A 20,865-nucleotide genomic window follows, 5' to 3' on the forward strand; every position below is an offset into this window, starting at 1 on the left:
CGACCCGCAGCAGACCGCGCGGGCCGCGCGGCCCCGACGGACCGCAGCAGCCCGCGAAACCCGGGGGCGCGCGCCCTACAGCTTCTCCACCGGCGCGTACCGCAGCAGCAGCTTCTTCGTCCGGCCCCCGTCGCCGAAGTCGATCGTCGCCTGCGCGTTCGCGCCCGAGCCCGACACCTCCACGACCGTCCCCATCCCGAACTGGTCGTGCGTCACCCGGTCCCCCACCGACAGCGCGATCACCGGCCGCTCCGTCGCCCGCCCCGTGGCGAAGCCCGACGGGCCCTGCCGCGTACGGGGCGAGGACGTGGACGACGCCAGCGCCGCGGCCGCGGACTCCATCGGCGACCGCCCCCCGCCGCCGCCCCGGGTGGCCGAGGTGCCCGTGCGCCGCCACTCCAGATAGGCCGGCGGGATCTCGTCCAGGAAGCGCGACGGCGGGTTGTACGACGGCTGGCCCCACGAGCTGCGCATCACCGAACGCGTCAGATACAGCCGCTGCTGCGCGCGCGTGATGCCGACGTACGCCAGCCGGCGCTCCTCCTCCAGCTCCTTGACGTCGCCGAGGGCCCGCATGTGCGGGAAGACGCCGTCCTCCATGCCGCTGAGGAACACCACGGGGAACTCCAGGCCCTTGGCGGTGTGCAGCGTCATCAGCGTGATGACGCCGGAGCCGTCCGTCTCCTCCTCCGGGATCTCGTCGCTGTCGGCGACCAGCGCAACGCGCTCCAGGAAGTCGGCGAGCGTCCCCGGCCCCTCATCGCCCCGCTCCTGCTCGAACTCCAGGGCCACGGCAGCCAGCTCTTGCAGGTTCTCGATACGGGTCTCGTCCTGCGGGTCCGTCGACGCCTGCAACTCAGCGAGATAGCCCGTCTGCTCCAGCACCGCCTCCAGCACCGTGGCGGGCCCGGCGCCGGACTCGACGACCGTGCGCAGCTCCTCCATCAGCGTGTTGAACCGCTTGACGGCGTTGACCGAGCGGGACGCCATCCCGTACGCCTCGTCGACGCGCACCAGCGCCTGCGGGAACGAGATCCGCTCGCGCTGCGCCAGCGCCTCGATCATCGCCTCGGCGCGGTCGCCGATGCCGCGCTTCGGCACGTTCATGATGCGGCGCAGCGGTACGGAGTCCTCGGGGTTGGCGAGCACGCGCAGGTACGCGAGGACGTCGCGGACCTCCCTGCGCTCGTAGAAGCGGACGCCGCCGACGACCTTGTACGGCAGGCCGACGCGGATGAAGACTTCCTCGAAGACACGGGACTGTGCGTTGGTCCGGTAGAAGACGGCTACGTCGCCAGCGCGCGCCTCGCCGGCGTCCGAGAGCCGGTCGATCTCGTCGGCGACGAACTGCGCCTCGTCGTGCTCGGTGTCGGCGACGTAACCGACGATGCGGGCGCCGGCGCCCGCATCGGTCCACAGGTTCTTGGGGCGGCGGGAGGCGTTGCGCTCGATGACGGCGTTGGCCGCGTTGAGGATCGTCTGCGTGGAGCGGTAGTTCTGCTCCAGCAGGATCGTGCGCGCCTCGGGGTAGTCCTCCTCGAACTGCAGGATGTTGCGGATGGTGGCGCCGCGGAAGGCGTAGATGGACTGGTCGGCGTCGCCGACGACGCACAGCTCCGCGGGTCCCTCCGGGCCCGCCGTACGTCCCGCGCCGCCGTCCTCCGCCGCGGTCCCGTCCTCCCCCGCAGCCGTGTCCTCCGCCGCTGCCCCGTCCTCCCCTGGTACCTCGGCCGGCGGCCCGACCAGCTCGCGCACCAGCATGTACTGCGCCCGGTTGGTGTCCTGGTACTCGTCGACCAGCACGTGCCGGAACCGGCGGCGGTAGTGCTCGGCGACGTCCGGGAACGCCTGCAGCAGGTTCACGGTCGTCATGATCAGATCGTCGAAGTCCAGCGCGTTGGCCTCGCGCAGCCGCGACTGGTACAGCGCGTACGCCTCGGCGAGGGTCTTCTCGAAGCCGTCGACGGCCTGGGCGGCCCAGCTCTCCTCGTCGATCAGCTCGTTCTTCAGGCTGGAGACCTTGGCGCTGAGCGCCTTCGGCGGATAGCGCTTCGGGTCCAGGTCCAGGTCCCGGCAGACCAGGGCCATCAGCCGGCGGGAGTCGGCGGCGTCGTAGATCGAGAACGAGGACGTGAAGCCCAGCTTCTTCGACTCGCGGCGCAGGATGCGCACGCAGGCGCTGTGGAAGGTGGAGACCCACATCGCATTCGCGCGCGCGCCGACGAGCTCCTCGACGCGCTCCTTCATCTCCCCCGCCGCCTTGTTCGTGAACGTGATGGCGAGGATCTGGCCGGGGTGGGCGCGCCGCTTGGCGAGCAGGTACGCGATCCGGTGGGTCAGCACCCGGGTCTTGCCGGAGCCGGCGCCGGCGACGATCAGCAGGGGCGAGCCGGTGTGCTCCACGGCGGCGCGCTGCTGCTCGTTCAGCCCCGTGAGCAGCGCTTCCGGGTCCGTCACGGGGCGGGGTGCGCCATCGCGGTAGTACGGCTCGGGGGTGCTCGCGGCGAGGGCGAGATGACTGTCGTCGAAGAGGCTGCTCATCGTCCACAGAGTCTAGGGCGCCGCACCGACAACCTACTGCCGCAGCCCTCTTTCCACCCCAGCCCGGCGACCCGGCGGGCGGCCGCACCGCCTGACCGGGATGTCCTCCTTGCGCCGAACTGCTCCTCGGATCACGAAACGGTTTCGGGCATATCGAACATCAGACTTCACAGCAGTCCCACCGAGTGGCTACCGTGCACGACACTGCCCGGACGGAAGGAGTGGCCTGCCTTGGCTTCCCACCGAAAGCCGCGGACCCGGATCCTTGAGTCGCCGGCGGGGCGCCGTACCGCCGTCGGCGTCGGCTCCGCGGCGCTGGCCTCAGCGACGCTTCTCACCCAGGAAGCCGGCGCGACCCCGGCCGAGCGGTCGATCGAGGACGTACAGAAGGAAGTCGACCACCTCTACCACGAGGCGGAGCGGGCAACGGAGCGCTACAACGGCGCCAAGGAACACACCGCGCAGCAGCGCACCCGGGTCGAGCAGCAGCTCGACGAGGTGGCCCAGGAGACCGCGCGGCTCAACGAGTCGCGGCGCGAACTGGGCCGGCTGGCGGCGGCGCAGTACCGCACCGGGGGCATCACGCCCACCGCGACGTTCATGCTCGCGCCCGACCCGCAGACCTACTTCGACCAGGCGCACCTCATGGAGCGGCTGACGAACCGCGAGAAGACCGCGGTCGACCAGTTCCAGGTGCGCCAGGCCAAGGCGACCAAGAAGCGCACGGAGGCGCAGGAGAGCCTGCGCAACCTCACCGACTCGCAGGAGCAGCTCCAGGAGTCCAAGCAGGAGGTCCAGACCAAGCTGTCCGACGCACGCAAGGTGCTGGACCGGCTCACCGAGGCGGAGAAGGAGCGCCTCGCCGAGCTGGAGCGCAAGCGCGAGGAGGAGGCGCGGCGCAAGGCCCAGGAGGCCGCGCGGCAGGCGGAGTTGGAGCGGCAGCAGCAGGCCGAGCAGGAGCGCCGCGAGCAGCAGCAGCGCGAGCAGGAGCAGCAGAAGGAAGAGGAGCAGAAGGAGGAGCCGCCGCCCGCGGACCCCGGCCCCTCGAAGTCGGAGCAGGTGCTGGCCTTCGCCGAGGCCCAGTTGGGCAAGCCGTACGTGTGGGGTGCCACAGGACCGGACTCGTACGACTGCTCGGGCCTGACCCAGGCCGCGTGGCGGGAGGCGGGCATCTCACTGCCGCGTACGACCTACGACCAGGTCAACGCCGGCACACAGGTGGCCAAGGCGGATCTGCAGCCGGGCGACCTGGTCTTCTTCTACGACGACATCAGCCACGTCGGGATCTACGTGGGCAACGGGCAGATGATCCACGCTTCCAAGCCGGGCGACGACGTGAAGTACGAGTCGATCGACTACATGCCGTTCCACAGCGGGGTGCGCCCGGCCTGAAGGCGTGGGTTGCAGGGGGTCAGGGGGCCGGAAGAACGGTCCGGCCCTCAGGTCCAGGTGGTGGCGATGACGACGTTGGCCATGGTCAGGAGTCCGATGGCGGCGAAGTAGGGCTTCGGGATGCGCTCTTCCTTCCGCTTGATGAAGACCATGACGAGGATCACTATCAGGATCAGGCTCTTGACGCTGATCTTCGTCTGATCGAGTTCCACGTCATCGGCCTCGTTGAGACCGACGAGGATGAATCCGGTCACCAGCATGACCAGGGCGCCGTGCACCATCGAGGGCGCGATGCGCACGTCGCCCGTGCTCAACGACTTCAACTGGGTGAGCCAGCCGCCCAGCAGCGCGGCGACACCGATGATGTGCGAGGCGACGAAGAGGTTGATGAGTACATCCATGAGACGCGAGCGTAGCGGTCCGTAACAGCTCGCCCCAATGGGGGTGACCACTTCCGGAACATCGGTCACGGATGCCAACCCACAGATCACGGGGCCGTGTTCGGGCGATCACAATGTGTCACCGCCGGACAGGTCTGGTAAGTCTCTTTCATCCCCTCCTCCCGCGCCGCGCCCTCGGCTTAGCGTCTCCGCTCAGGTGGTCGGCTTCTCACCGCCGCCCGCGTCACCGGCGCGGCAGCGGGAGCAGACCGCCCCCGCCGAGAGCCGGCGGCGGTCCGCTCCCCCGTGCGGCCCGCCGCCGGACCGCAAGGAAGGGGTGAACGCCCGAGTGGCGTCCCACAGCAGGACCACGGCCCGTACCGCCGGGGCGATCATGCTCATCGGCGCCGCCACCGCCACCGCGCTCGGCGGCTTCGCGCACGCCGACCCGCCGCCGACCCCCGCGGAGGTCAGGGCCAGGGTCGACCGGCTGCACCACGAGGCCGAGCAGACCGTCGAGGAGTACAACGGCGTCAAGGAGGAGGCGGACCGTACCGAACGGGCCCTGGACGACCTCCGCGACGAGGCCGCCCGCAAGACCGCGCGGCTCAACGACGCCCGCAACGCACTCGGTTCCTTCGCCACCGCCCAGTACCGCAACGGCACCGCCGACCCCACGGTGCAGCTCGCCCTCTCCGCCGAGCCGGAGGACTACCTGCGCTCGGCCGCCCTGCTCGAACGGGTCGGCAACCGGCAGGCCACCGCGCTCGAAGGCGTCGGGCGGCAGTTGCGGGAGGTGGAGCAGGTGCGCGCGGAGGCCCGCGACCGGCTGGCGGAGCTGAAGGACGCGCGGGCGGAGCTGAAGCGGCACAAGGGCGCGATCGAGGACAAGCTCACCGAGGCCCGCGGGCTGCTCGACACCCTCACCGCCGAGCAGCGCGACGCCGTCCTCGGCGCCGACGGGCACGGCGGCGCGGGCGGCTCGGCGGGCGACCGGGCGGCGCGCGGCGCCGCGCGCGGGCCGGTGCAGGCGCCGAACGCCCGCGCCGCGCGCGCCGTGTCGTACGCCCAGGGCGCGGTCGGCAGCCCGTACGTCTGGGGCGCCGTCGGCCCCGCCGCCTTCGACTGCTCCGGACTCACCCAGGCCGCCTGGGGAGCCGCGGGCGTCTCCCTGCCCCGTACCACCTACACCCAGGCCGCGGCGGGCAGCACCGTCCCGCGCTCCGCGCTGGCGCCCGGGGACCTGGTCTTCTACTACTCCGGCCTCAGCCACGTCGGCATCTACGCGGGCGGCGGCCAGATCATCCACGCACCCCGGCCGGGCGCGACCGTGCGCTACGCGCCCGTGGACTCGATGCCGTTCGTGACGGCGGTACGTCCCGCCTGAGCCCGAGGAGGCGCCAAGAGGCGCGGGGGGCGGTCCGTCAGACCAGGCGGCGGGCCGTCGCCCAGCGCGTCAGCTCGTGCCGGTTCGACAACTGGAGCTTGCGCAGCACCGCCGAGACATGCGATTCGACGGTCTTCACGGAGATGTAGAGCTGCTTCGCCACTTCCTTGTACGCGTACCCCCGGGCGATCAGCCGCAGCACCTCCCGCTCCCGCTGCGTCAGCCGGTCCAGGTCCTCGTCCACGGGCGGCGCGTCCGTCGAAGCGAACGCGTCGAGGACGAAACCGGCCAGCCGCGGCGAGAACACCGCGTCGCCCTCGGAGACCCGGAAGATCGCGTCGACGAGGTCCGTGCCGGTGATGGTCTTCGTCACATACCCGCGCGCGCCGCCGCGGATGACGCCGATGACGTCCTCTGCCGCGTCCGACACCGACAGCGCCAGGAAGCGCACCGGCGCCTCGCCGCTCGGCGACTCCCCCATCAGCCCGGAGCAGCGGCGCAGCACCTCGACGCCGCCGCCGCCCGGCAGGTGCACGTCGAGCAGCACGACCTCGGGGCGGGTGGCGGTGATGACCGTCACGGCCTGCTCGACGTCCGCCGCCTCGCCGACGACCTCGACGCCGGTCTCGTCGGTCACCCCGATCTCCGCCTGCACCCCGGCCCGGAACATGCGGTGGTCGTCGACGAGCACGACCCGTACCCGGCGGCCCTCCTCCGGGCCCGCGCCGCCCGCCTGGATCCCGGCCGCCGGGGTCCCCGCCGCCGGGGTCCCGCCCGCTGCGTCGTCCGTCATCGTCCGCTCCTCACTGCGCCCACCGCGTCCGCGTGCGCGCTCACTCGGCGCGCTCCATCTCCAGCTCCACCTCGGTGCCCCCGCCCGCCGGCGTGCGCAGCCGGGCGGTGCCGCCGTTGCGCTCCATCCTGCCGATGATGGACTCGCGTACGCCCATTCTGTCGGCCGGGACCGCGTCCGGGTCGAAGCCGGGACCGCGGTCCTTCACCGAGATGAAGACCTGCCGCCCCTCGACCTCCGCGAAGACCTGCACCGGCCCCGCCTCGCCACCGTACTTGGCCGCGTTGACCATCGCCTCACGCGCCGCCTGCAACTGCGCGCTCAGCTTGTCGTCCAGCGGGCAGTCGCCGACGCACACCACCTCCACCGGCACCCCGTGGTAGTCCTCGACCTCCGCCGCCGTCTTGCGCACCCCTTCGGCGAGCGTCCCGGGCCCGGCCCCGCCCTCCTCGTCCTTGCCGGTCCCCTCCGGCTTGTACAGCCAGGTGCGCAGCTCCCGCTCCTGCGCGCGGGCCAGCTTGCGCACCTCGCCGGCGTTGTCCGCGTTGCGCTGGATGAGCGTGAGGGTGTGCAGCACGGAGTCGTGTACGTGGGCGGCGACCTCGGCGCGCTCCTGCGCCCGGATCCGCATCAGCCGCTCCTCGGACAGGTCCTGCACCATCCGTACGAGCCAGGGCCCCGCCAGCAGCGCCACGCCCACCAGTACCGCGAGCGACGCCTGCACCACCGCGCCGATGTGCCGGGTGGAGCCCTGCATGACGAATATCGCGCTGACCCCCGCACCGACCAGCAGCACCCCGGCCGCACCGCGCGCCAGCGGCAGGAACTTCGTGCGCCGCGTGACCGCCGCCCACTTCGCCCGCCGCGCGTTGTCCGCCTGCCGCCACACCAGGGCCACACCGGCGCCGATGAGCAGCAGCGGCCAGACGAAGGCGTTGGAGCGGCCCAGGTCCAGGCTGCCGGCGAAGATGCCGGCGCCGATGAGCAGGGCGAGGAGGGCGAGCAGTTGCCCCTTGTCGGGTTTGCGGAGCCGCTTGCGCCCGTCGGCGTCGACGTCGACGAGCGGCTTCTCCGCCCTGCCGCCCTGGCCGAGCGGGACGACGAACCAGAAGACCGCGTACAGCAGCACGCCCAGGCCGTTCGCCATGAGCAGGCCGAGGAAGACGATCCGCACCCACGACACCGGCAGCCCCAGGTGCCCGGCGAGGCCGCGCGCGACGCCGCCGAGCCAGCGCCCGTCGGCGCTGCGGTACAGCCGCCGGACGGGCCGCTCGTACGGGTCGTACGGGCCGCCGGGCGGGGCGGCGCCCTCGGGGGCGGGCGCGGCGGTGGGGGCGGTCATGCCATGCATGGTCACACGGGTGGGGCGGCTCTGGCATCAGGGTTGGCCCCCCATCGGTCCCCGGAGGATTTCAGGGTGGGCTCGGGGTAGTCCCGCCTCCCGCGCCGAGGCGGCGTCCGCCACCATGGACCCATGACGGACAGGAGCCCCGGCGCGGACGGGGGCGCATCCCCGGACGCGGGTGCGTCCCCGGGCACCGATGCGTCCCCGGGCGCGGACGCGGGCGCGCGGGACGCCGCGGGCGGCCGTGCCGCGGCGGAGGCCCGTATGCGTACGGCGCGCGCGGGGGTACGGGACCGGACCGGCGGCACCGCCGGGGGCCCGGCGCCCGGGACGCCCGACGGGTCGCCGGGGCGGCCGCGGCTGCGGCGCAGCCGCCGCTACAAGGTCGTCGGCGGCGTCTGCGGCGGCCTCGGCCAGTACTTCGGCATGGACCCCGTCATCTTCCGCGTCGTCCTCGGCGTGCTCACCGCGACCGGCGGCCTCGGCCTCGTCGCCTACGGCTTCGCCTGGCTGCTGATGCCGCTGGACGGCGAGGACGACAGCGAGGGCCGCCGCCTGCTGTCCGGCCGGGTCGAGGGCTCGGCGCTGACGGCGCTGCTGTTCGCCATCGTCGGCTGCGGCCTGTTCCTGTCCGTGCTGAACTCGACGGACACCCACTTCTTCGCCGCCCTGCTGCTCCTCTGCCTCGGCGGCGCCGCCTACTGGTCGCACCACCGCCGGGAGGCCGAGGAACTGGCCGCCGACGGCGTCCCCGTGGACGACGCCACCGCCCACGCCGTGGCCGACGCACCGCCGGAGACCGCGCCGCCGCCCGTGCCGTACTCCCCGTCCTGGTGGCGCGACCCGCTCACCAAGGACGGCGACTTCCCGCCCTACCTCTGGGGCCCCGACGACGGCGAGGGCGTGGCGGACGCACCGCCGGGCGGCCCGCCCGGCGCCGGCTTCCGCCCGCAGAATTCGGCGCCGGCAGGCGGCGGCCGGGACGAGCACGAGGCGGCCGGCATCGGCGGCTGGACGTTCCTCGCCGCCGCGGGCACCTGCGCCGTCGTCATCGGCGCCACCTGGGGCGCGGAGCCGCTGGGCACCACCCTGGCGTACGGCCTGGGCAGCGCGCTCGCCGTCTTCGGCGCGGGCTTCACGCTCAGCGCCTGGATCGGCCGCACCGGCGGCGGCACGGCCTTCTGGGCGCTGCTGACGAGCGTTCTGCTGGCCGTCGCGCTGTGGCTGCCCGACACCATCACGGCGGAGTGGGGCACGCGGAACTGGCACCCGGCGACGGCCGCGGACGTGCGCGACCGGTACGAGCTGGGCAGCGGCGAGGCCCGGCTCGACCTCAGCCGGCTCGATCTGGCCAAGGGCCGGCGGGTCGAGACGGCGGCCCAGCTGGGCCTTGGCCAACTGACGGTGCGGGTCCCCGACGACGTACGCGTGGAGGTGCACTCCCGGGTCGACATCGGCGACATGCAGCTCCCGCCCACCACGAGCAGCGGTAACCAGGGCGACGGCGACATCGACGTCTCCCCGCGGCAGGAGCGCACGACGGTGCTGGAGCCCACGGCCGGCGGGTCCGGAGCGCCCAGGGGGACGCTGGTGCTGGACCTGACGGTCTCGATCGGGCAGTTGGAGGTCCAGCGTGCGGCGTCATAGGTTCGAGCCCGCCAAGCTGGTCGCCGGGCTCGTGCTGCTCTCGGGCGCGGCGTTCGCCCTGCTCGACGCGGCGGACGCGCTGCGGCAGCCGGACTGGGTGCCGCTGGCCGTGGTGCCGCCGGGGCTCGCGCTGGCCGGGCTGGTCGCCGCCGTCGGCTACGGCGCGCGCCGCGCACGCCGGCGGGCGCGGGAGGCCCGCGCGGCGGCGGCGCGGGACCGGGACCCGGACGTCGACGTGGGCGCGGACCTGCGGGGGCTGCCGATGGACGAGCTGCGCGGGACGTACGACGCACGCTTCGGCGCCCGGGACACGGGCGGCCCGGGCGTGGACGGCCTGGGCGCGGACGGCTCCGGTGCGGACGGCTCGGGCGCCGGTGGTTCTTCGGCGGACGGGACCGCGGACGTGGACGGGGACGTGGACGGGAGCGGCCGGCGGCGCGGGCCGGGGAGCCGGGCGTAGCGGCGGGGACGGCGGGTGCGTGATCCGGCGCGGACGCCGAAGCTCCCGCGCTAGGCGAAGAGCTGCTGGCCCTTCCTGCGGCGGCGGACGGCGAGCACCGAGTCCAGCGACCAGTACGGCGCGCCCGCCAGGATCAGCGGAATCCACGCGATCATGTACGGCAGGTCCTGGCCGTAGTAGTACGGGTCCGCCGACCAGCTCATCGTGAACCACAGCGTCATCGACAGCAGCGCCCCGCCGGCCGCCGCCAGCCGCGCCCACAGCCCGGCGAGCGTGCCGAGCCCGACCGCGATCTCGCCGAGCGAGATGGCGATCCCGAACTCCGTCGGCGCCTGCTGCGCCAGGTCCACCAGGGCCGGGATGGCGACGTCGGGCAGGGTGTCCAGGGTGTTGTGCAGCGAGCCGGGGCCGCTGGAGTCGAGGAAGGCGTCGTCGGTGAGCTTGTCGAAGCCGGCGTAGACGAACGTGATGCCGAGGAAGATCCGCAGCGGCAGCAGCGCGAACCGGGCGGCGGCGGCGCGGAGTCCGCCGGGCGGCTCTCCCTGGGGCACCCTCCCGAGAACCGTGGTGCCGGACGCTTGGTCCTGTGCCATGTGTAGTCCGCCTCTCCTGCCGTGGACCGTGCCGGTGATCGCCCCGGCGCCGATACTTCATGTGTGGGAGGGGATACGTAAAGCGTTTCGTGAACGCTCAACCGGATCGGGTCGTTCGCGTCCGCCTCAGTCGACGATGTCGAGCAGGTACGGGGCGGACTCCGCGCCTCCGGCGGTGACGACCCGCAACTCCGTGCGGCCCGGCTCCACGTCCACCGGCACCGGGACCGTCAGCCGGGTGGCCGCGGGGTTGGCGAAGCCGCCGGGCACGGGGACCAGCGGTACGTACACGTGGACGGCGCCGATCCGCACGACCACGCGCGCCAGCAGCTCCGGCGACTCGGCGCCCGGCGGCACGAAGCCGGTGCCGCGCACCTCGATGTCGTCGCCGGTACGGATCGCGGTGTGCAGGTCGCCGGGCTCGCGGACCCGGACGACGGAGAGCACGGCGGGCCGCCCGCCGTCGACCAGCCGGGCGGCCAGGTGCACCGCCGCGCTCACCGCGGCAAGCGCCGCCACGCCCCAGGGCAGCCCGGGCAACTGCTCGGGCTGTCGGCCGAGTTGCACCAGGGCGAAGAGCAGGGCGGCGGCGGAGACGACGACGTACTGGACGTCGACGGCGGCGGCGCGGCCGGCGTCGTCGGTGAGCAGGTCGGCGCCGCGGGGGCGGGCGGCGCGGGTCTTGGTCAGCCCGCCGCTGCGCAGCCGGTACGCGACGACGGCGCGGGCGCCGAGGGCGGCGGCCCACGCGACGGCGACGGTGACGACGAGCCCGGCGGCGCCGCCGGTGCCGGCGCCCGTGCCGGACCAGCCGAGGCCGTCGAGGAGCCGGTCGCGCGCCGCGGAACCGTCGGCGAGGGCCAGCGCGAGGGCCAAGTGCAGCAGGGCGTACCCGGCGAGCAGGGTCCAGGCGCCGGCCACCGCGCGGCCGGTCGACAGCCGGCCGTCCTCGCCGACGACGGGGGCGAGGAGCCCGCCGCGGGCGCGGTTCAGCCACGCGGCACCGGCGAGGAGTCCCGCGGTCAGCAGGGCGGCGAGCAGCGCCGCGGTACGGGCCCGGGTCCAGCCGGGGCCGAGGGCGGTGAGCCCGATGACGAGGAGGAGGGCGAGCAGGCCGGCGCCGGTGACGTACAGGCTGCGCCGCCACAGCGACGCCAGCCACGTACCGCCCGCGGCGGCGCCGCGCTCGGCGAGGGTGTCGGCGGAGCGGGTCAGCTCGTCGGAGACCCACTGGCGGGAGGCGCCGGGCGAGTAGGCGACCCCGGCGGGCACGCCCTCGCCGGCGGCGAAGCCGTCGCGGCGCCGGGCGAACTCGGCGGCGGGGTCGGGGGGTTCAGGGGCGGGCGCGGGAGCGGAACCGGAGCCGGGTTCGAACCCGGGGGCGACGGAGCCGGACGGCTCGCCACCGGACCGGGAGACACCGGACCCGGACGGCTCGCCGGCCCCCGGCGATCCGCCCGCCGAACCGCTCCCGGCGCCGGGCAGGACGTTCGCGGCGCCCGCCTCGCCCGCCGTCGGCGTACCGCGCGTGCCCGAGTCCCCGGAGCCGAGCTGCGCAGGGACCTGCACGGCCCTCGTGGCCCTTCCGGCGTCCCCCGGCGGCATACCGCCCGCGGACCCTCCGCCTGCCGGCCCACCCGCCGCACCGGCACCAAGCGGTGCCGCGTCGCCCGCACCCGCCGGGCCCGCCGCAGGCGGCACCGTGTCGTCGCCCCCCGCTTCCACCGCCACCTCGTGCCCCCTTGACCGCAAGCCGTACATGTGATGAGAGCGAATTCTGCCCTACCGCCGCCGCGGCGGGGGCGCCGGGCCGCTCACTCCCACTCGATCGTCCCCGGCGGCTTCGACGTGACGTCCAGAACCACGCGGTTGACGTCCGCCACCTCGTTCGTGATCCGCGTCGAGATCCGTGCCAGCACGTCGTACGGGAGCCGCGACCAGTCCGCGGTCATCGCGTCCTCCGACGACACCGGCCGGAGCACGACCGGGTGCCCGTACGTGCGCCCGTCGCCCTGGACGCCCACCGACCGCACGTCCGCGAGGAGCACCACCGGGCACTGCCAGATGTCGCGGTCGAGCCCGGCGGCGGTCAGCTCCTCGCGGGCGATGGCGTCGGCCTCGCGCAGCAGGTCGAGCCGGTCCTTCGTCACCTCGCCGACGATCCGGATGCCGAGCCCGGGGCCCGGGAACGGCTGGCGCTGCACCATCGCCTCGGGCAGCCCCAGCTCCTTGCCGACCATCCGGACCTCGTCCTTGAAGAGCCGCCGCAGCGGCTCGACCAGCTCGAAGTCGAGGTCTTCCGGCAGCCCGCCGACGTTGTGGTGGGACTTGATGTTCGCGGTGCCCGTGCCGCCGCCGGACTCCACGACGTCCGGGTAGAGCGTGCCCTGGACGAGGAAGCGCACCGGCGCGCCGGTCTCCCCCGCCGCGGCCACGATCTCGGCCTGCGCCTGCTCGAAGACCCGGATGAACTCCCGGCCGATGATCTTCCGCTTCTGCTCGGGGTCGGACACCCCGGCGAGGGCGGCGAGGAACCGCTCCGCCGCGTCGACGACCTTGAGCTGCACGCCGGTCGCGGCCACGAAGTCCTTCTCGACCTGCTCGGACTCGCCCTTGCGCATCAGCCCGTGGTCGACGTACACGCAGGTGAGCCGGTCCCCGATGGCCCGCTGGACGAGCGCCGCGGCCACCGCCGAGTCCACGCCGCCGGACAGCGCGCAGATCGCCTGTGCGTCGCCGACCTGCGCGCGGACGGCGGCGACGGACTCCTCCACGACGTTCGCGGTGGTCCAGGTGGGGGCGAGGCCGGCGCCGCGGTAGAGGAAGTGCTCCAGGACGAGCTGGCCGTGGGTGGAGTGCATGACCTCGGGGTGGTGCTGCACGCCGTACAGCTTCCGCTCGTCGTCCTCGAAGGCGGCCACCGGCACGCCCTCGGTCGACGCGGTGACCGTGAAGCCCGCGGGGGCGGCGGAGCAGGCGTCGCCGTGGGACATCCAGACGTCCTGGCGCTCGGGGGTGCCCGTGAAGAGGGTGGAGTCGGGGCGGGTGACGTCCAGTTGGGTACGCCCGTACTCGCGGCTCCCGGTGTTGTCGACCGTGCCCCCGAGGGCCTGGGCCATGAGCTGGAAGCCGTAGCACATGCCGAAGACGGGGACGCCGGCCGTGAAGATCGCCGGGTCGATGCCGGGGGCGTCCGCCGCGTACACCGAGGAGGGGCCGCCCGAGAGGATGATCGCCTTGGGGTTCTTCGCCAGGATCTCCGGCACCGGCATCGTGTGGGGCACGATTTCGCTGTAGATCCGGGCCTCGCGCACGCGGCGCGCGATGAGCTGGGCGTACTGGGCACCGAAGTCCACGACGAGAACGGTGTCGGGGGTCGCTGAGGTCACTGCTGCGGCCTTCCGGCGGTGGGAGGGAGATACCGCCGAGTCTATCGGCTGGCGGCGTCTCACCATGCGGGCCGCCTTTGGCCCCCGGGGGCCGGGGGTGAATACTGGCGGCCATGCGCACGCGGAGCTTCCTCTTTACCTATGGCAACCGGCCCGTCCGGCTGCCATGGTCGTGCGCTTGAGCTGACAAGCGACTTCCCAGGCGCCCCGGGCCGGCAGGCCCGGGGCGCGCTGCGTTTGCCGCCGCCGGGCGGCGGGCTCCGGGGCCGTGACCCCAGGAGCGACGAGATGAACGCAACCCAGTCGGGCGACCGCACCACGGCCCCCGCGCCGACCGGCACCACGGACCGGACCGGCGCCCGCACGGACGAGGCGGCGACGGAGATCACGGACGCCCGCGAGCGGATCGACGACCTGGACACGCGGATCATCGCGCTGGTCGAGGAACGGATGGCGGTCTCGGCCCGCATCCAGAAGGCCCGCATCGCGTCGGGCGGCCGCCGGGTGAACCTCTCCCGCGAAATGGAGATCCTGGCCCGCTACCGCGACCACCTGGGCCGCCCGGGCACGACCCTGGCGATGACCCTCCTGGAACTCAGCCGCGGCCGGGTATGACCGCCGCCCGGATGCCCGGGTGCTCCGCCGCCATGACGGGGGCCGGAGCACCGGGACGCCCCGAGCCGGGCGGCTCGGGTCACCGTGCAGGACTCCCGGCCGGGCCCCCGGCCACCGGCTCGACGACCACAGCCCACACCACCTTGCCGACCCCGCCCCGCGCGGCGACACCCCACCGGGAGGAGAGCGTCTCGACCAGGAGCAGCCCGTAGCCCCCGGCCTCGTCGGCCGCACGCCGCACCGGCCAGACGCCTGAGGCATCGTGCACCTCGATCCGCACCCCGCCGTCCTGCCGTACGAAACGCGTCTGGACCTCCCGCCCCGGCGGTACACGGGCATGAACGACGGCGTTCGTCACCAGCTCCGACACCACCAGCACGGCCGGCTCCTCCAGCTCGGCCATCCCCCACCCGGCCAGCGCCTTACGCAACTGAGCCCGCGCCAGCCCCACGCACCTGGGATGCCTGCGCCACTGCCACTTCATCACGTGCATGTCAGGAATGCCCGCCTGATCGGTCGCCCTACTCGGCATCTGCTCCCGCCTCAAAGCTGGTACTCGGTCGGCTGCTGTGGACATGCCGCACAGTGGCATTACCGCTGGTCGCATTTCGATACCGCCCGCATCCCTCCTTCACTCGTTTCGGTATCACCTTGTATCTTCCCGGTCTCATCCGGAGTATCGTGAGGGCCTCAAGCAGCCAGGGGTGAGGCAGCCTATGGGCGAAGAAGTGGTGGCCATCAAGGCATTGGTCCGGCAGCGCCACCTCAGCTACGCGGGTTTCTGCCAGGAATGGGAGAAGATCGCGGAAGGGATTGACAAGAGGCTCAGCGGCAGCCACCCTGGGCACGCCCAGTTCTACCGGTGGTTAAAGGGAGACCTTCGGAGCGGAAAGCCTCGCACCGACTCCTGCAGAGTCCTTGAGACTATGTTTCCCGGCTGGACGATCGATGAGCTTTTCGCTCCTTACCGTGTAAGAGCGTCAGACAACCACCGGAAACTTCCCGGCCAGGGAAATCGACACCTCGACCTGACGGGTGTCTACATGTCCCGGCCGCAACTCCTGTCCGAGGTGCCGCTTGACGAAATGATCGAAAACGCCTCCCTCGTTCGGGCAAGCGGACTCTCCCTCAACCTTCTCGTTCAGCACTACCCGGACGCACAGATTCGCCGCTTGATCGAGTCCGGCACACGGTTCCAGTTACTCTTCCTGGATCCGGGCAGCGAGGCGATGAAGGTTCGCGAGCGCGAGGAAGGGTACGACATCGGGTTCCTGGCCGGCCTCACCGAGATCAACCTGAGGATCGCGAAGGAGCGCGTGCGCTCTCTTCTGGAGACAGAGAAACGCGATCGAGTCGAGATCGGCATCTCGAATGAGACCCTCAGGTTCAACATCACCCTCATCGATGACGCGACCGGGGTGATCCAGCCTTATCTTCCGCAGGCTCGCGGTGTGGATTCTCCGACGTTTCTGGTCGAGCGCAGGGCACACGGCGGTGAGCTTTTCCACGCGTACGAGCAGATCTTCACCTCACTCTGGGATCGAGCGACACTCCTATGACCGACCTTGCCGATCTACTCAAAGTCGCCGACGGCGCCGTCGAACTCGCCAAGTCCATCATCGTCAGCCGCGACCCCGGCGAGATCACCGCCAAAGGCGACCGCGACATGGCGTCCGCGGTCGATTTCGCCGTCGAGGCGTCGGTGCGGGAGTATCTGGCCGGTCTGACTCCGGACATCGCCTTCCTGGGCGAGGAGGAAGGGAAGTCGCCGAAGGCAGGGCGGTTCATGTGGGCCCTGGATCCGGTTGACGGCACCGCAAACTTCGTTCGCGGTATCCCGCTCTGCTGTGTCTCTCTGGGGCTCTTCGATGGTAAGCGCTGCGTACTCGGCGTCGTCGACCTGCCGTTCATGGGTGCCCGGTACCACGCCGTCGAAGGGGGTGGCGCGTACTGCGGATCAAGAAGGATCCACGCGAGCGGCACAAGCGACGTGAGCGCCGCCATCGTGTCCATCGGGGACTACGCCGTCGGCCCGGACGCGCGCGTGCGCAACGAGCAGCGGCTGGCGATCACCGAGCGGCTTGCGGGACGGGTTCAGCGGGTGCGTATGTGGGGAACCGCGGCCCTGGACCTGGTGTGGGTCGCGGAAGGGAAGACCGACGCGAGCGTCATCTTGTCCAACAACCCTTGGGACACGTCGGCGGGCGTCGTGATTGCGCGCGAAGCCGGTGCGCGAGTTGTCTCCGCGTCCGGAAGCGCACACGACATCGACTCGGGCGAAACCATTGCCGTGGCCCCGGAGTTGCTTCCCCAGATCATTTCGCTGGTCCAGGAACAGTGAGCTGAATTTCTCGCGCGGAAGGGAGATCCGTGGACATCGATGAAGGCCGCATCTTTCGCGAGGCGTGGATTGAGGGGGTCAGGAAGCACTTTCCCGGCGAGCCGAAGCCCGGGTACGTCACACCGTGGGAGCAGACCCCGGACTGGGAGCGGGAGGCCGCGGCGGTCGTGGGTCGGCAGGTGCGGGAGTTCATCGAGCTGTCAGGCGGCAGCACGGCTCAACTGAGCAGGGAACAGCGCGGGCGCTTCGTCGCCACGTGCTGGATTGCGCAGATCCACTACCGCATCGAGGACCCGAAGCCAGGCTATGTCGCGGACTGGTCCGAGCTTCCCGGGTGGCAGCAGGAGACGGACGCGGACATCTTCGACGCCATCGAGAGGGCATCGGATCGGCGGTGAGAGCCCGGGGCGGGGGCTGTCCAGGAAGCGGGCCCCCGTCGACGCGTCGACGGGGGCCGTTCGCTACCTCGTGCCGGCTACGCCGATCAGATGGCCCTCGGGGTCTGTGAAGTGGCCTACCACCAGGGTTCCCGGGGTGCCCTCCGGGCCCATGCGGCGGGTGCCGCCCAGGGTCTCGGCCTTCTGGAGTGCCGCTTCCACGTCGGGGACGCCCACGTAGAACAGGACGCGGCCCTCGTAGCCCTCGCCGCCGCCGATGCCGCCGTTGATTCCTCCGTCCGTCGTGCTGCCGTCCACGAAGCCGTAGGTGCCGGGCTGGGAGACCGACTCGGTGGCCGCGTCGCCGACGCCGAACTCCCACCCGAACAACTCGCCGTAGTAGCTCCGGAGCTTCGCGGGGTCGCGTCCGATGACCTCGAAGTGCACCACGGGGTTTCCCATTGGATGTCCTTTCTGCGCTGATTGCCGAGTCGTCAATCATCGACCCGGGCCGGCGGCGAAAGTCATCGGTCAGGCGCGTTCCAGCAGCGTGGCGATCTCCGTGAAGCCGCGGTTGTCCGCGTGCTGGAGCGGCGTCACGCCGTCCTTGTCGGCGATGGCCGGGTCCGCGTCGGCGGTGAGGAGGAGGGCGACGATCTCCTGATGGTCCTTGCCGCCGTCGCCGAGGATCACCGCTTCGAGGAGGGCGGTCCAGCCGAGGTCGTTGACGTGGTCGACGTCCATGTCCGTGTGCTCGGTGACCCAGCGGACGTACGCGACGTGGCCGCGTTCCGGGGCGGGGATCAGCGACGTGCCGCCAGGGGGTACCGCCCACGCGCGCCCAGCGCGCTGTGGGGGAGGTTGGTGAGGGGCGTGGCACGGCCGGGCGAGGCCGAAGCGCGGCTGCCCGGACGGGGCCGGGCGGAGGAGCCGGGCGGAGGAGGCCGGGCACCAGGGCCGAGGCCCGGCTCTTGTGAGGCGGCCAGGAGGCACAGCCTTCCCGCGTACGGTCCGGCGCGTGCGGCCGGAGATCCACGGCGGCCGGGGCGGAGAGGCGCACCGCGCGCAGGATCCGACGCCCGGTCGGTCCCGGCGGCGGGCTCGCCGCGGGCGGGCTCGCCGCGGGCGCCTGCCCACGCGCCGGCAGGCACCACATGGTGCGCCGACCCGTCGCGCAGGCGTACGCACTCACCCGGCTCGGCGTGCGCGGTCGCAGACGCGCACGCGGCGCGCGCTGCCCGTACGCCGCGCGCCCCCCGTCCTCAGGAGATCGGGTCCGGGCCCGCCTGCGGTGTGGTCGGGCGGGAGGGCGGGTCGGCGGGGGCGGGGGCGAAGAGCGGGGCCAGCACCTCCAGATCCAGGGCCTGCAGCGCCTCCGCCAGCGTGCTACGGGGGCGGCGCGTGCCCGCCGTGCGCAGCACGCCCGTGAGCGGTCTGGCGTCCGCGACCGCCAGCGCCGCGGCGATCGCCTCCGCCGTGTCCCGTACCTCCGCGAACTGCGCCACCCGCCCCGTGCCGCCACGCGGTGCCCGCTCAGGACCGCTCGGCGCCGCCGCGCCGCCGCCGCCCGGCGACGCGCTCTGCGCCACGTCCCGTACGGTCGCCGCCACCGACGCCGCGCCCGACGCGCGCCACGTGAACTCCGCCGTCCGCTCCCCGCCCCGGTACACCGCGATCCCCGCCGCGCCGTCCGCCGCGTACAGCGCCACCGCGGACCAGCCCTCGCCCCGCGTCATCGCCGCCGCGGCGGCGAGCAGCGCGTCCGGCGACGGCGCTTCCCCCGCCGCCGTACGGCCCCGCGGCCACCGGCCCGGCGCGCGCCCCGGCACGCGCACCGGCGGCCGGCCCGGCTCCGGGCGCTGCCGGGTGCGCAGTTGGGCGCAGGTGCGGGCGCCGCCGGTGGCGGTCAGGCGCAGCCGCAGGCCCGCCGCGTGGGCCGCCTTGTCGACCGCGGCCGGCGGTGCGGTGCAGACGACGATCCCGGCGTACGGGGCCGGCTCGGGCCCGGCGCCGGTGCCGGCGGGCCCGAAGGCCGCGCCGGGCCCTGGGGCGTTGTCCGGCCGGGGGCCGAACAGCGGGACGCGCCGGGCGAGTTGGGCCCGTACCTCCTGGCGGGCGAGGAGGAAGCGGCGCCGGATGGCCTCGGCGTCGTCGCCGGGCTGCGCCCAGGGCATGCCGCGGGCGTCCGAGCCGACGGCGCGGAAGACCTCCAGCGCCTCGTCCCAGCGCCGGGCGCGGACGAGCGCGGCGGCGAGGCAGTTGCGGAAGCCGGCGGCCTCGGGGTCGCCCGGCTCGTAGTGCGCGGACAGCTCAAGCGCGCGTTCGACGGCCCAGGTGGTGGACGAGCCGGGGGCGTCGGCGGGGTCGGGGCCGCCGGACGGTGCGCCAAGGGCCCGGCTCGCGCCCAGCGACGCGGCCTCCAGCGGCAGCGCGTGCAGCAGCGACCCCGGCAGCGCCTCCTCCGCCGACTCCTCCGCGAAGACCATCAACTCCTCAACGTCCGCGCCCCCGACGACGGCGAGGTAGCGCAACGCCGCGACGTGCGCCCCGTGGTGGCCGGGCGCGCGGACCACCGCCTCGGCGAACCGGGAGACGAACGCCTCCCGCGGCGCCCGTACGGCGGTGGCGTGTTCGAGGGCGATGCGCCACGGCACGGGGTCGCCGGGCGCCTGGGCGGCGGCCAGCCGGACGAGGGGCAGGACGTCGCGCAGCACGGCCCGGGAGTCGGTGGCGGGAAGGCCGCCGGCGCCGTACGGGCCCCGGGCCCGCCGCCCACTGCCGGAGCCGGCACCGGCCGCGCCGGCGGATCCAGCGGTGCCGGGGGTTCCGGCCGCGCCGGCGGTTCCGGCGGTTTCGCCCGCTCCCGTACGGGGACCCCCGCCGCCCCCCGGCGCCGGGCCCCCCGGGCCGGCGCCGGTGTCGGCCGCCGCGCCCGCGCCCGGCACCGCCCCCGTACCCGTACCCGGCCGGCCGTGCTCCGTTCCCGCACCGGGCCTTCCGTACCCGGGCCCCGCGCCCGGCACCCCGTACCACGGCCACGACTCGGCGTCGGCCACCCCGGCCCACGCGCCATCCGCCCCGTCAGCGTCCCCGGAACCATCTCCGGCACCGTCACCGCCCCCGGTACCGGCAGAAGACCCCGCCCACGGCGCCGGCACCGCCCCGCCCCGCCGCCGTACGCCCCACCCCTCGAACCGCCGTCTGCGCGGCCCGTACCGCTCCACCCGCCACGCCCGCAGCAGCCGCTCCGCCTCGACCACCGCCGCGTCCCCGCACTCCGGGTCCCACTCCCGCCACCGCCGCAGCCACCCGCCGTCGTCGAGGGCCGCGGTCGCCAACTCCGCGACGTACGTGTCCCGCCGCTCCCACTCCGCCGCCCGCCCGGCACCGGCGAGGAGTTCGCGGGCCGGGCGGAAGTCGCCCGCCTCGGCGGCCGGCAGGACCGCACGGACGCGGTGTCCCGGGGCGTCCAGCAGGACGTCTTCGTCGAGGGGCAAGTCGGCGCCGACCCAGGAGTAGTGGCGCACCACGCGCGGGAACGTCACAAGGGGCCGGAGGAAGTGCATGGCACTGCATTCAAGGCCATACGAACCCCCGCGTTCCAG

General features: G+C 73.5%; 18 protein-coding genes and 1 pseudogene. 8 read left to right on the forward strand and 11 right to left on the reverse strand.

Annotated features, from left to right (window positions below; genetic code table 11):
• Positions 1-75: 75 nt before the first annotated feature.
• Complete coding sequence (gene pcrA / locus CXR04_RS13070) at positions 76-2,541, reverse strand: DNA helicase PcrA (protein ID WP_101422139.1); 2,466 nt, start codon at positions 2,539-2,541, stop codon at positions 76-78.
• A gap of 231 nt (positions 2,542-2,772) precedes the next feature.
• On the opposite strand from pcrA, the gene CXR04_RS13075 reads away from it, so the two are divergent.
• A complete protein-coding gene (locus tag CXR04_RS13075) occupies positions 2,773-3,933 on the forward strand; it encodes a C40 family peptidase (RefSeq protein WP_101422141.1) in 1,161 nt (386 codons plus the stop codon).
• A gap of 47 nt (positions 3,934-3,980) precedes the next feature.
• Here CXR04_RS13075 and CXR04_RS13080 read toward each other — a convergent pair whose 3' ends face one another.
• On the reverse strand, positions 3,981-4,334 hold the full coding sequence (locus tag CXR04_RS13080; protein WP_101422143.1) for a hypothetical protein: 354 nt from the start codon (positions 4,332-4,334) through the stop codon (positions 3,981-3,983).
• A 316-nt stretch (positions 4,335-4,650) separates the two neighbouring features.
• Between CXR04_RS13080 and CXR04_RS13085 the strand changes: the two genes are divergently transcribed.
• Positions 4,651-5,700: a C40 family peptidase gene (locus CXR04_RS13085; RefSeq protein WP_101422145.1), complete on the forward strand. Its 1,050-nt coding sequence runs from the start codon at positions 4,651-4,653 to the stop codon at positions 5,698-5,700.
• 37 nt (positions 5,701-5,737) lie between these two features.
• On the opposite strand, the gene CXR04_RS13090 is transcribed toward CXR04_RS13085, so the two are convergent.
• The gene (locus CXR04_RS13090) at positions 5,738-6,493 is read right to left on the reverse strand and encodes a LuxR C-terminal-related transcriptional regulator (protein ID WP_101422147.1); all 756 of its coding nucleotides are present in this window, start codon (positions 6,491-6,493) and stop codon (positions 5,738-5,740) included.
• A 40-nt stretch (positions 6,494-6,533) separates the two neighbouring features.
• The gene (locus tag CXR04_RS13095) at positions 6,534-7,835 is read right to left on the reverse strand and encodes an ATP-binding protein (RefSeq protein WP_101422149.1); all 1,302 of its coding nucleotides are present in this window, start codon (positions 7,833-7,835) and stop codon (positions 6,534-6,536) included.
• Positions 7,836-7,967: 132 nt separating this feature from the next.
• Between CXR04_RS13095 and CXR04_RS13100 the strand changes: the two genes are divergently transcribed.
• Together CXR04_RS13100 and CXR04_RS36420 are read left to right on the forward strand one after the other, a co-directional pair.
• Entirely contained in the window at positions 7,968-9,485 is a 1,518-nt protein-coding gene (locus CXR04_RS13100) for a PspC domain-containing protein (protein WP_101422151.1), read from the forward strand.
• Positions 9,472-9,945, forward strand: coding sequence for a hypothetical protein (locus tag CXR04_RS36420; protein WP_101422153.1), 474 nt, complete (start codon positions 9,472-9,474; stop codon positions 9,943-9,945). Before CXR04_RS13100 ends, CXR04_RS36420 begins: the two co-directional genes overlap by 14 nt.
• A 50-nt stretch (positions 9,946-9,995) precedes the next feature.
• Here CXR04_RS36420 and CXR04_RS13110 read toward each other — a convergent pair whose 3' ends face one another.
• The 3 genes from CXR04_RS13110 to guaA all read right to left on the reverse strand — a co-directional run bounded on the left by CXR04_RS13110 (position 9,996) and on the right by guaA (position 13,927).
• Positions 9,996-10,538, reverse strand: a complete 543-nt coding sequence (locus CXR04_RS13110) for a DoxX family membrane protein (protein ID WP_101422155.1) — start codon at positions 10,536-10,538, stop codon at positions 9,996-9,998.
• A gap of 126 nt (positions 10,539-10,664) precedes the next feature.
• The gene (locus CXR04_RS13115; RefSeq protein WP_442802455.1) at positions 10,665-12,023 is read right to left on the reverse strand and encodes a hypothetical protein; all 1,359 of its coding nucleotides are present in this window, start codon (positions 12,021-12,023) and stop codon (positions 10,665-10,667) included.
• Between the two features lie 329 nt (positions 12,024-12,352).
• Positions 12,353-13,927 (reverse strand): glutamine-hydrolyzing GMP synthase, encoded by a 1,575-nt coding sequence (gene guaA, locus CXR04_RS13120; protein ID WP_101422157.1) that lies wholly within the window; start codon positions 13,925-13,927, stop codon positions 12,353-12,355.
• Positions 13,928-14,215: 288 nt separating this feature from the next.
• Between guaA and CXR04_RS13125 the strand changes: the two genes are divergently transcribed.
• Complete coding sequence (locus tag CXR04_RS13125; protein WP_101422159.1) at positions 14,216-14,542, forward strand: chorismate mutase; 327 nt, start codon at positions 14,216-14,218, stop codon at positions 14,540-14,542.
• Between the two features lie 79 nt (positions 14,543-14,621).
• Here the strand turns inward: CXR04_RS13125 and CXR04_RS13130 are convergent, their stop codons facing one another.
• A complete protein-coding gene (locus CXR04_RS13130; protein ID WP_234380210.1) occupies positions 14,622-15,035 on the reverse strand; it encodes an ATP-binding protein in 414 nt (137 codons plus the stop codon).
• Between the two features lie 223 nt (positions 15,036-15,258).
• Here CXR04_RS13130 and CXR04_RS13135 point away from each other — a divergent pair, with 223 nt between their 5' ends.
• The 3 genes from CXR04_RS13135 to CXR04_RS13145 are packed head-to-tail and all read left to right on the forward strand — an operon-like array spanning position 15,259 to position 17,281.
• Complete coding sequence (locus CXR04_RS13135; RefSeq protein WP_101426345.1) at positions 15,259-16,101, forward strand: DUF5919 domain-containing protein; 843 nt, start codon at positions 15,259-15,261, stop codon at positions 16,099-16,101.
• Positions 16,098-16,883: an inositol monophosphatase family protein gene (locus CXR04_RS13140; RefSeq protein ID WP_101422162.1), complete on the forward strand. Its 786-nt coding sequence runs from the start codon at positions 16,098-16,100 to the stop codon at positions 16,881-16,883. The genes CXR04_RS13135 and CXR04_RS13140 overlap by 4 nt, the downstream gene beginning before the upstream one ends.
• Positions 16,884-16,918: 35 nt before the next feature.
• On the forward strand, positions 16,919-17,281 hold the full coding sequence (locus CXR04_RS13145; protein ID WP_101426346.1) for a hypothetical protein: 363 nt from the start codon (positions 16,919-16,921) through the stop codon (positions 17,279-17,281).
• Between the two features lie 63 nt (positions 17,282-17,344).
• Here the strand turns inward: CXR04_RS13145 and CXR04_RS13150 are convergent, their stop codons facing one another.
• The 3 genes and pseudogenes from CXR04_RS13150 to CXR04_RS13160 all read right to left on the reverse strand — a co-directional run bounded on the left by CXR04_RS13150 (position 17,345) and on the right by CXR04_RS13160 (position 20,826).
• A complete protein-coding gene (locus tag CXR04_RS13150) occupies positions 17,345-17,722 on the reverse strand; it encodes a VOC family protein (protein ID WP_101422164.1) in 378 nt (125 codons plus the stop codon).
• 69 nt (positions 17,723-17,791) lie between these two features.
• Positions 17,792-18,079 (reverse strand): annotated as a pseudogene (locus CXR04_RS13155) (ankyrin repeat domain-containing protein); the annotation flags it as partial.
• A 443-nt stretch (positions 18,080-18,522) separates the two neighbouring features.
• The gene (locus CXR04_RS13160; RefSeq protein WP_101422166.1) at positions 18,523-20,826 is read right to left on the reverse strand and encodes a hypothetical protein; all 2,304 of its coding nucleotides are present in this window, start codon (positions 20,824-20,826) and stop codon (positions 18,523-18,525) included.
• Positions 20,827-20,865: the final 39 nt, after the last annotated feature.

The sequence above is a fragment of the Streptomyces sp. CMB-StM0423 genome, from assembly GCF_002847285.1.
Lineage (GTDB): Bacteria > Actinomycetota > Actinomycetes > Streptomycetales > Streptomycetaceae > Streptomyces.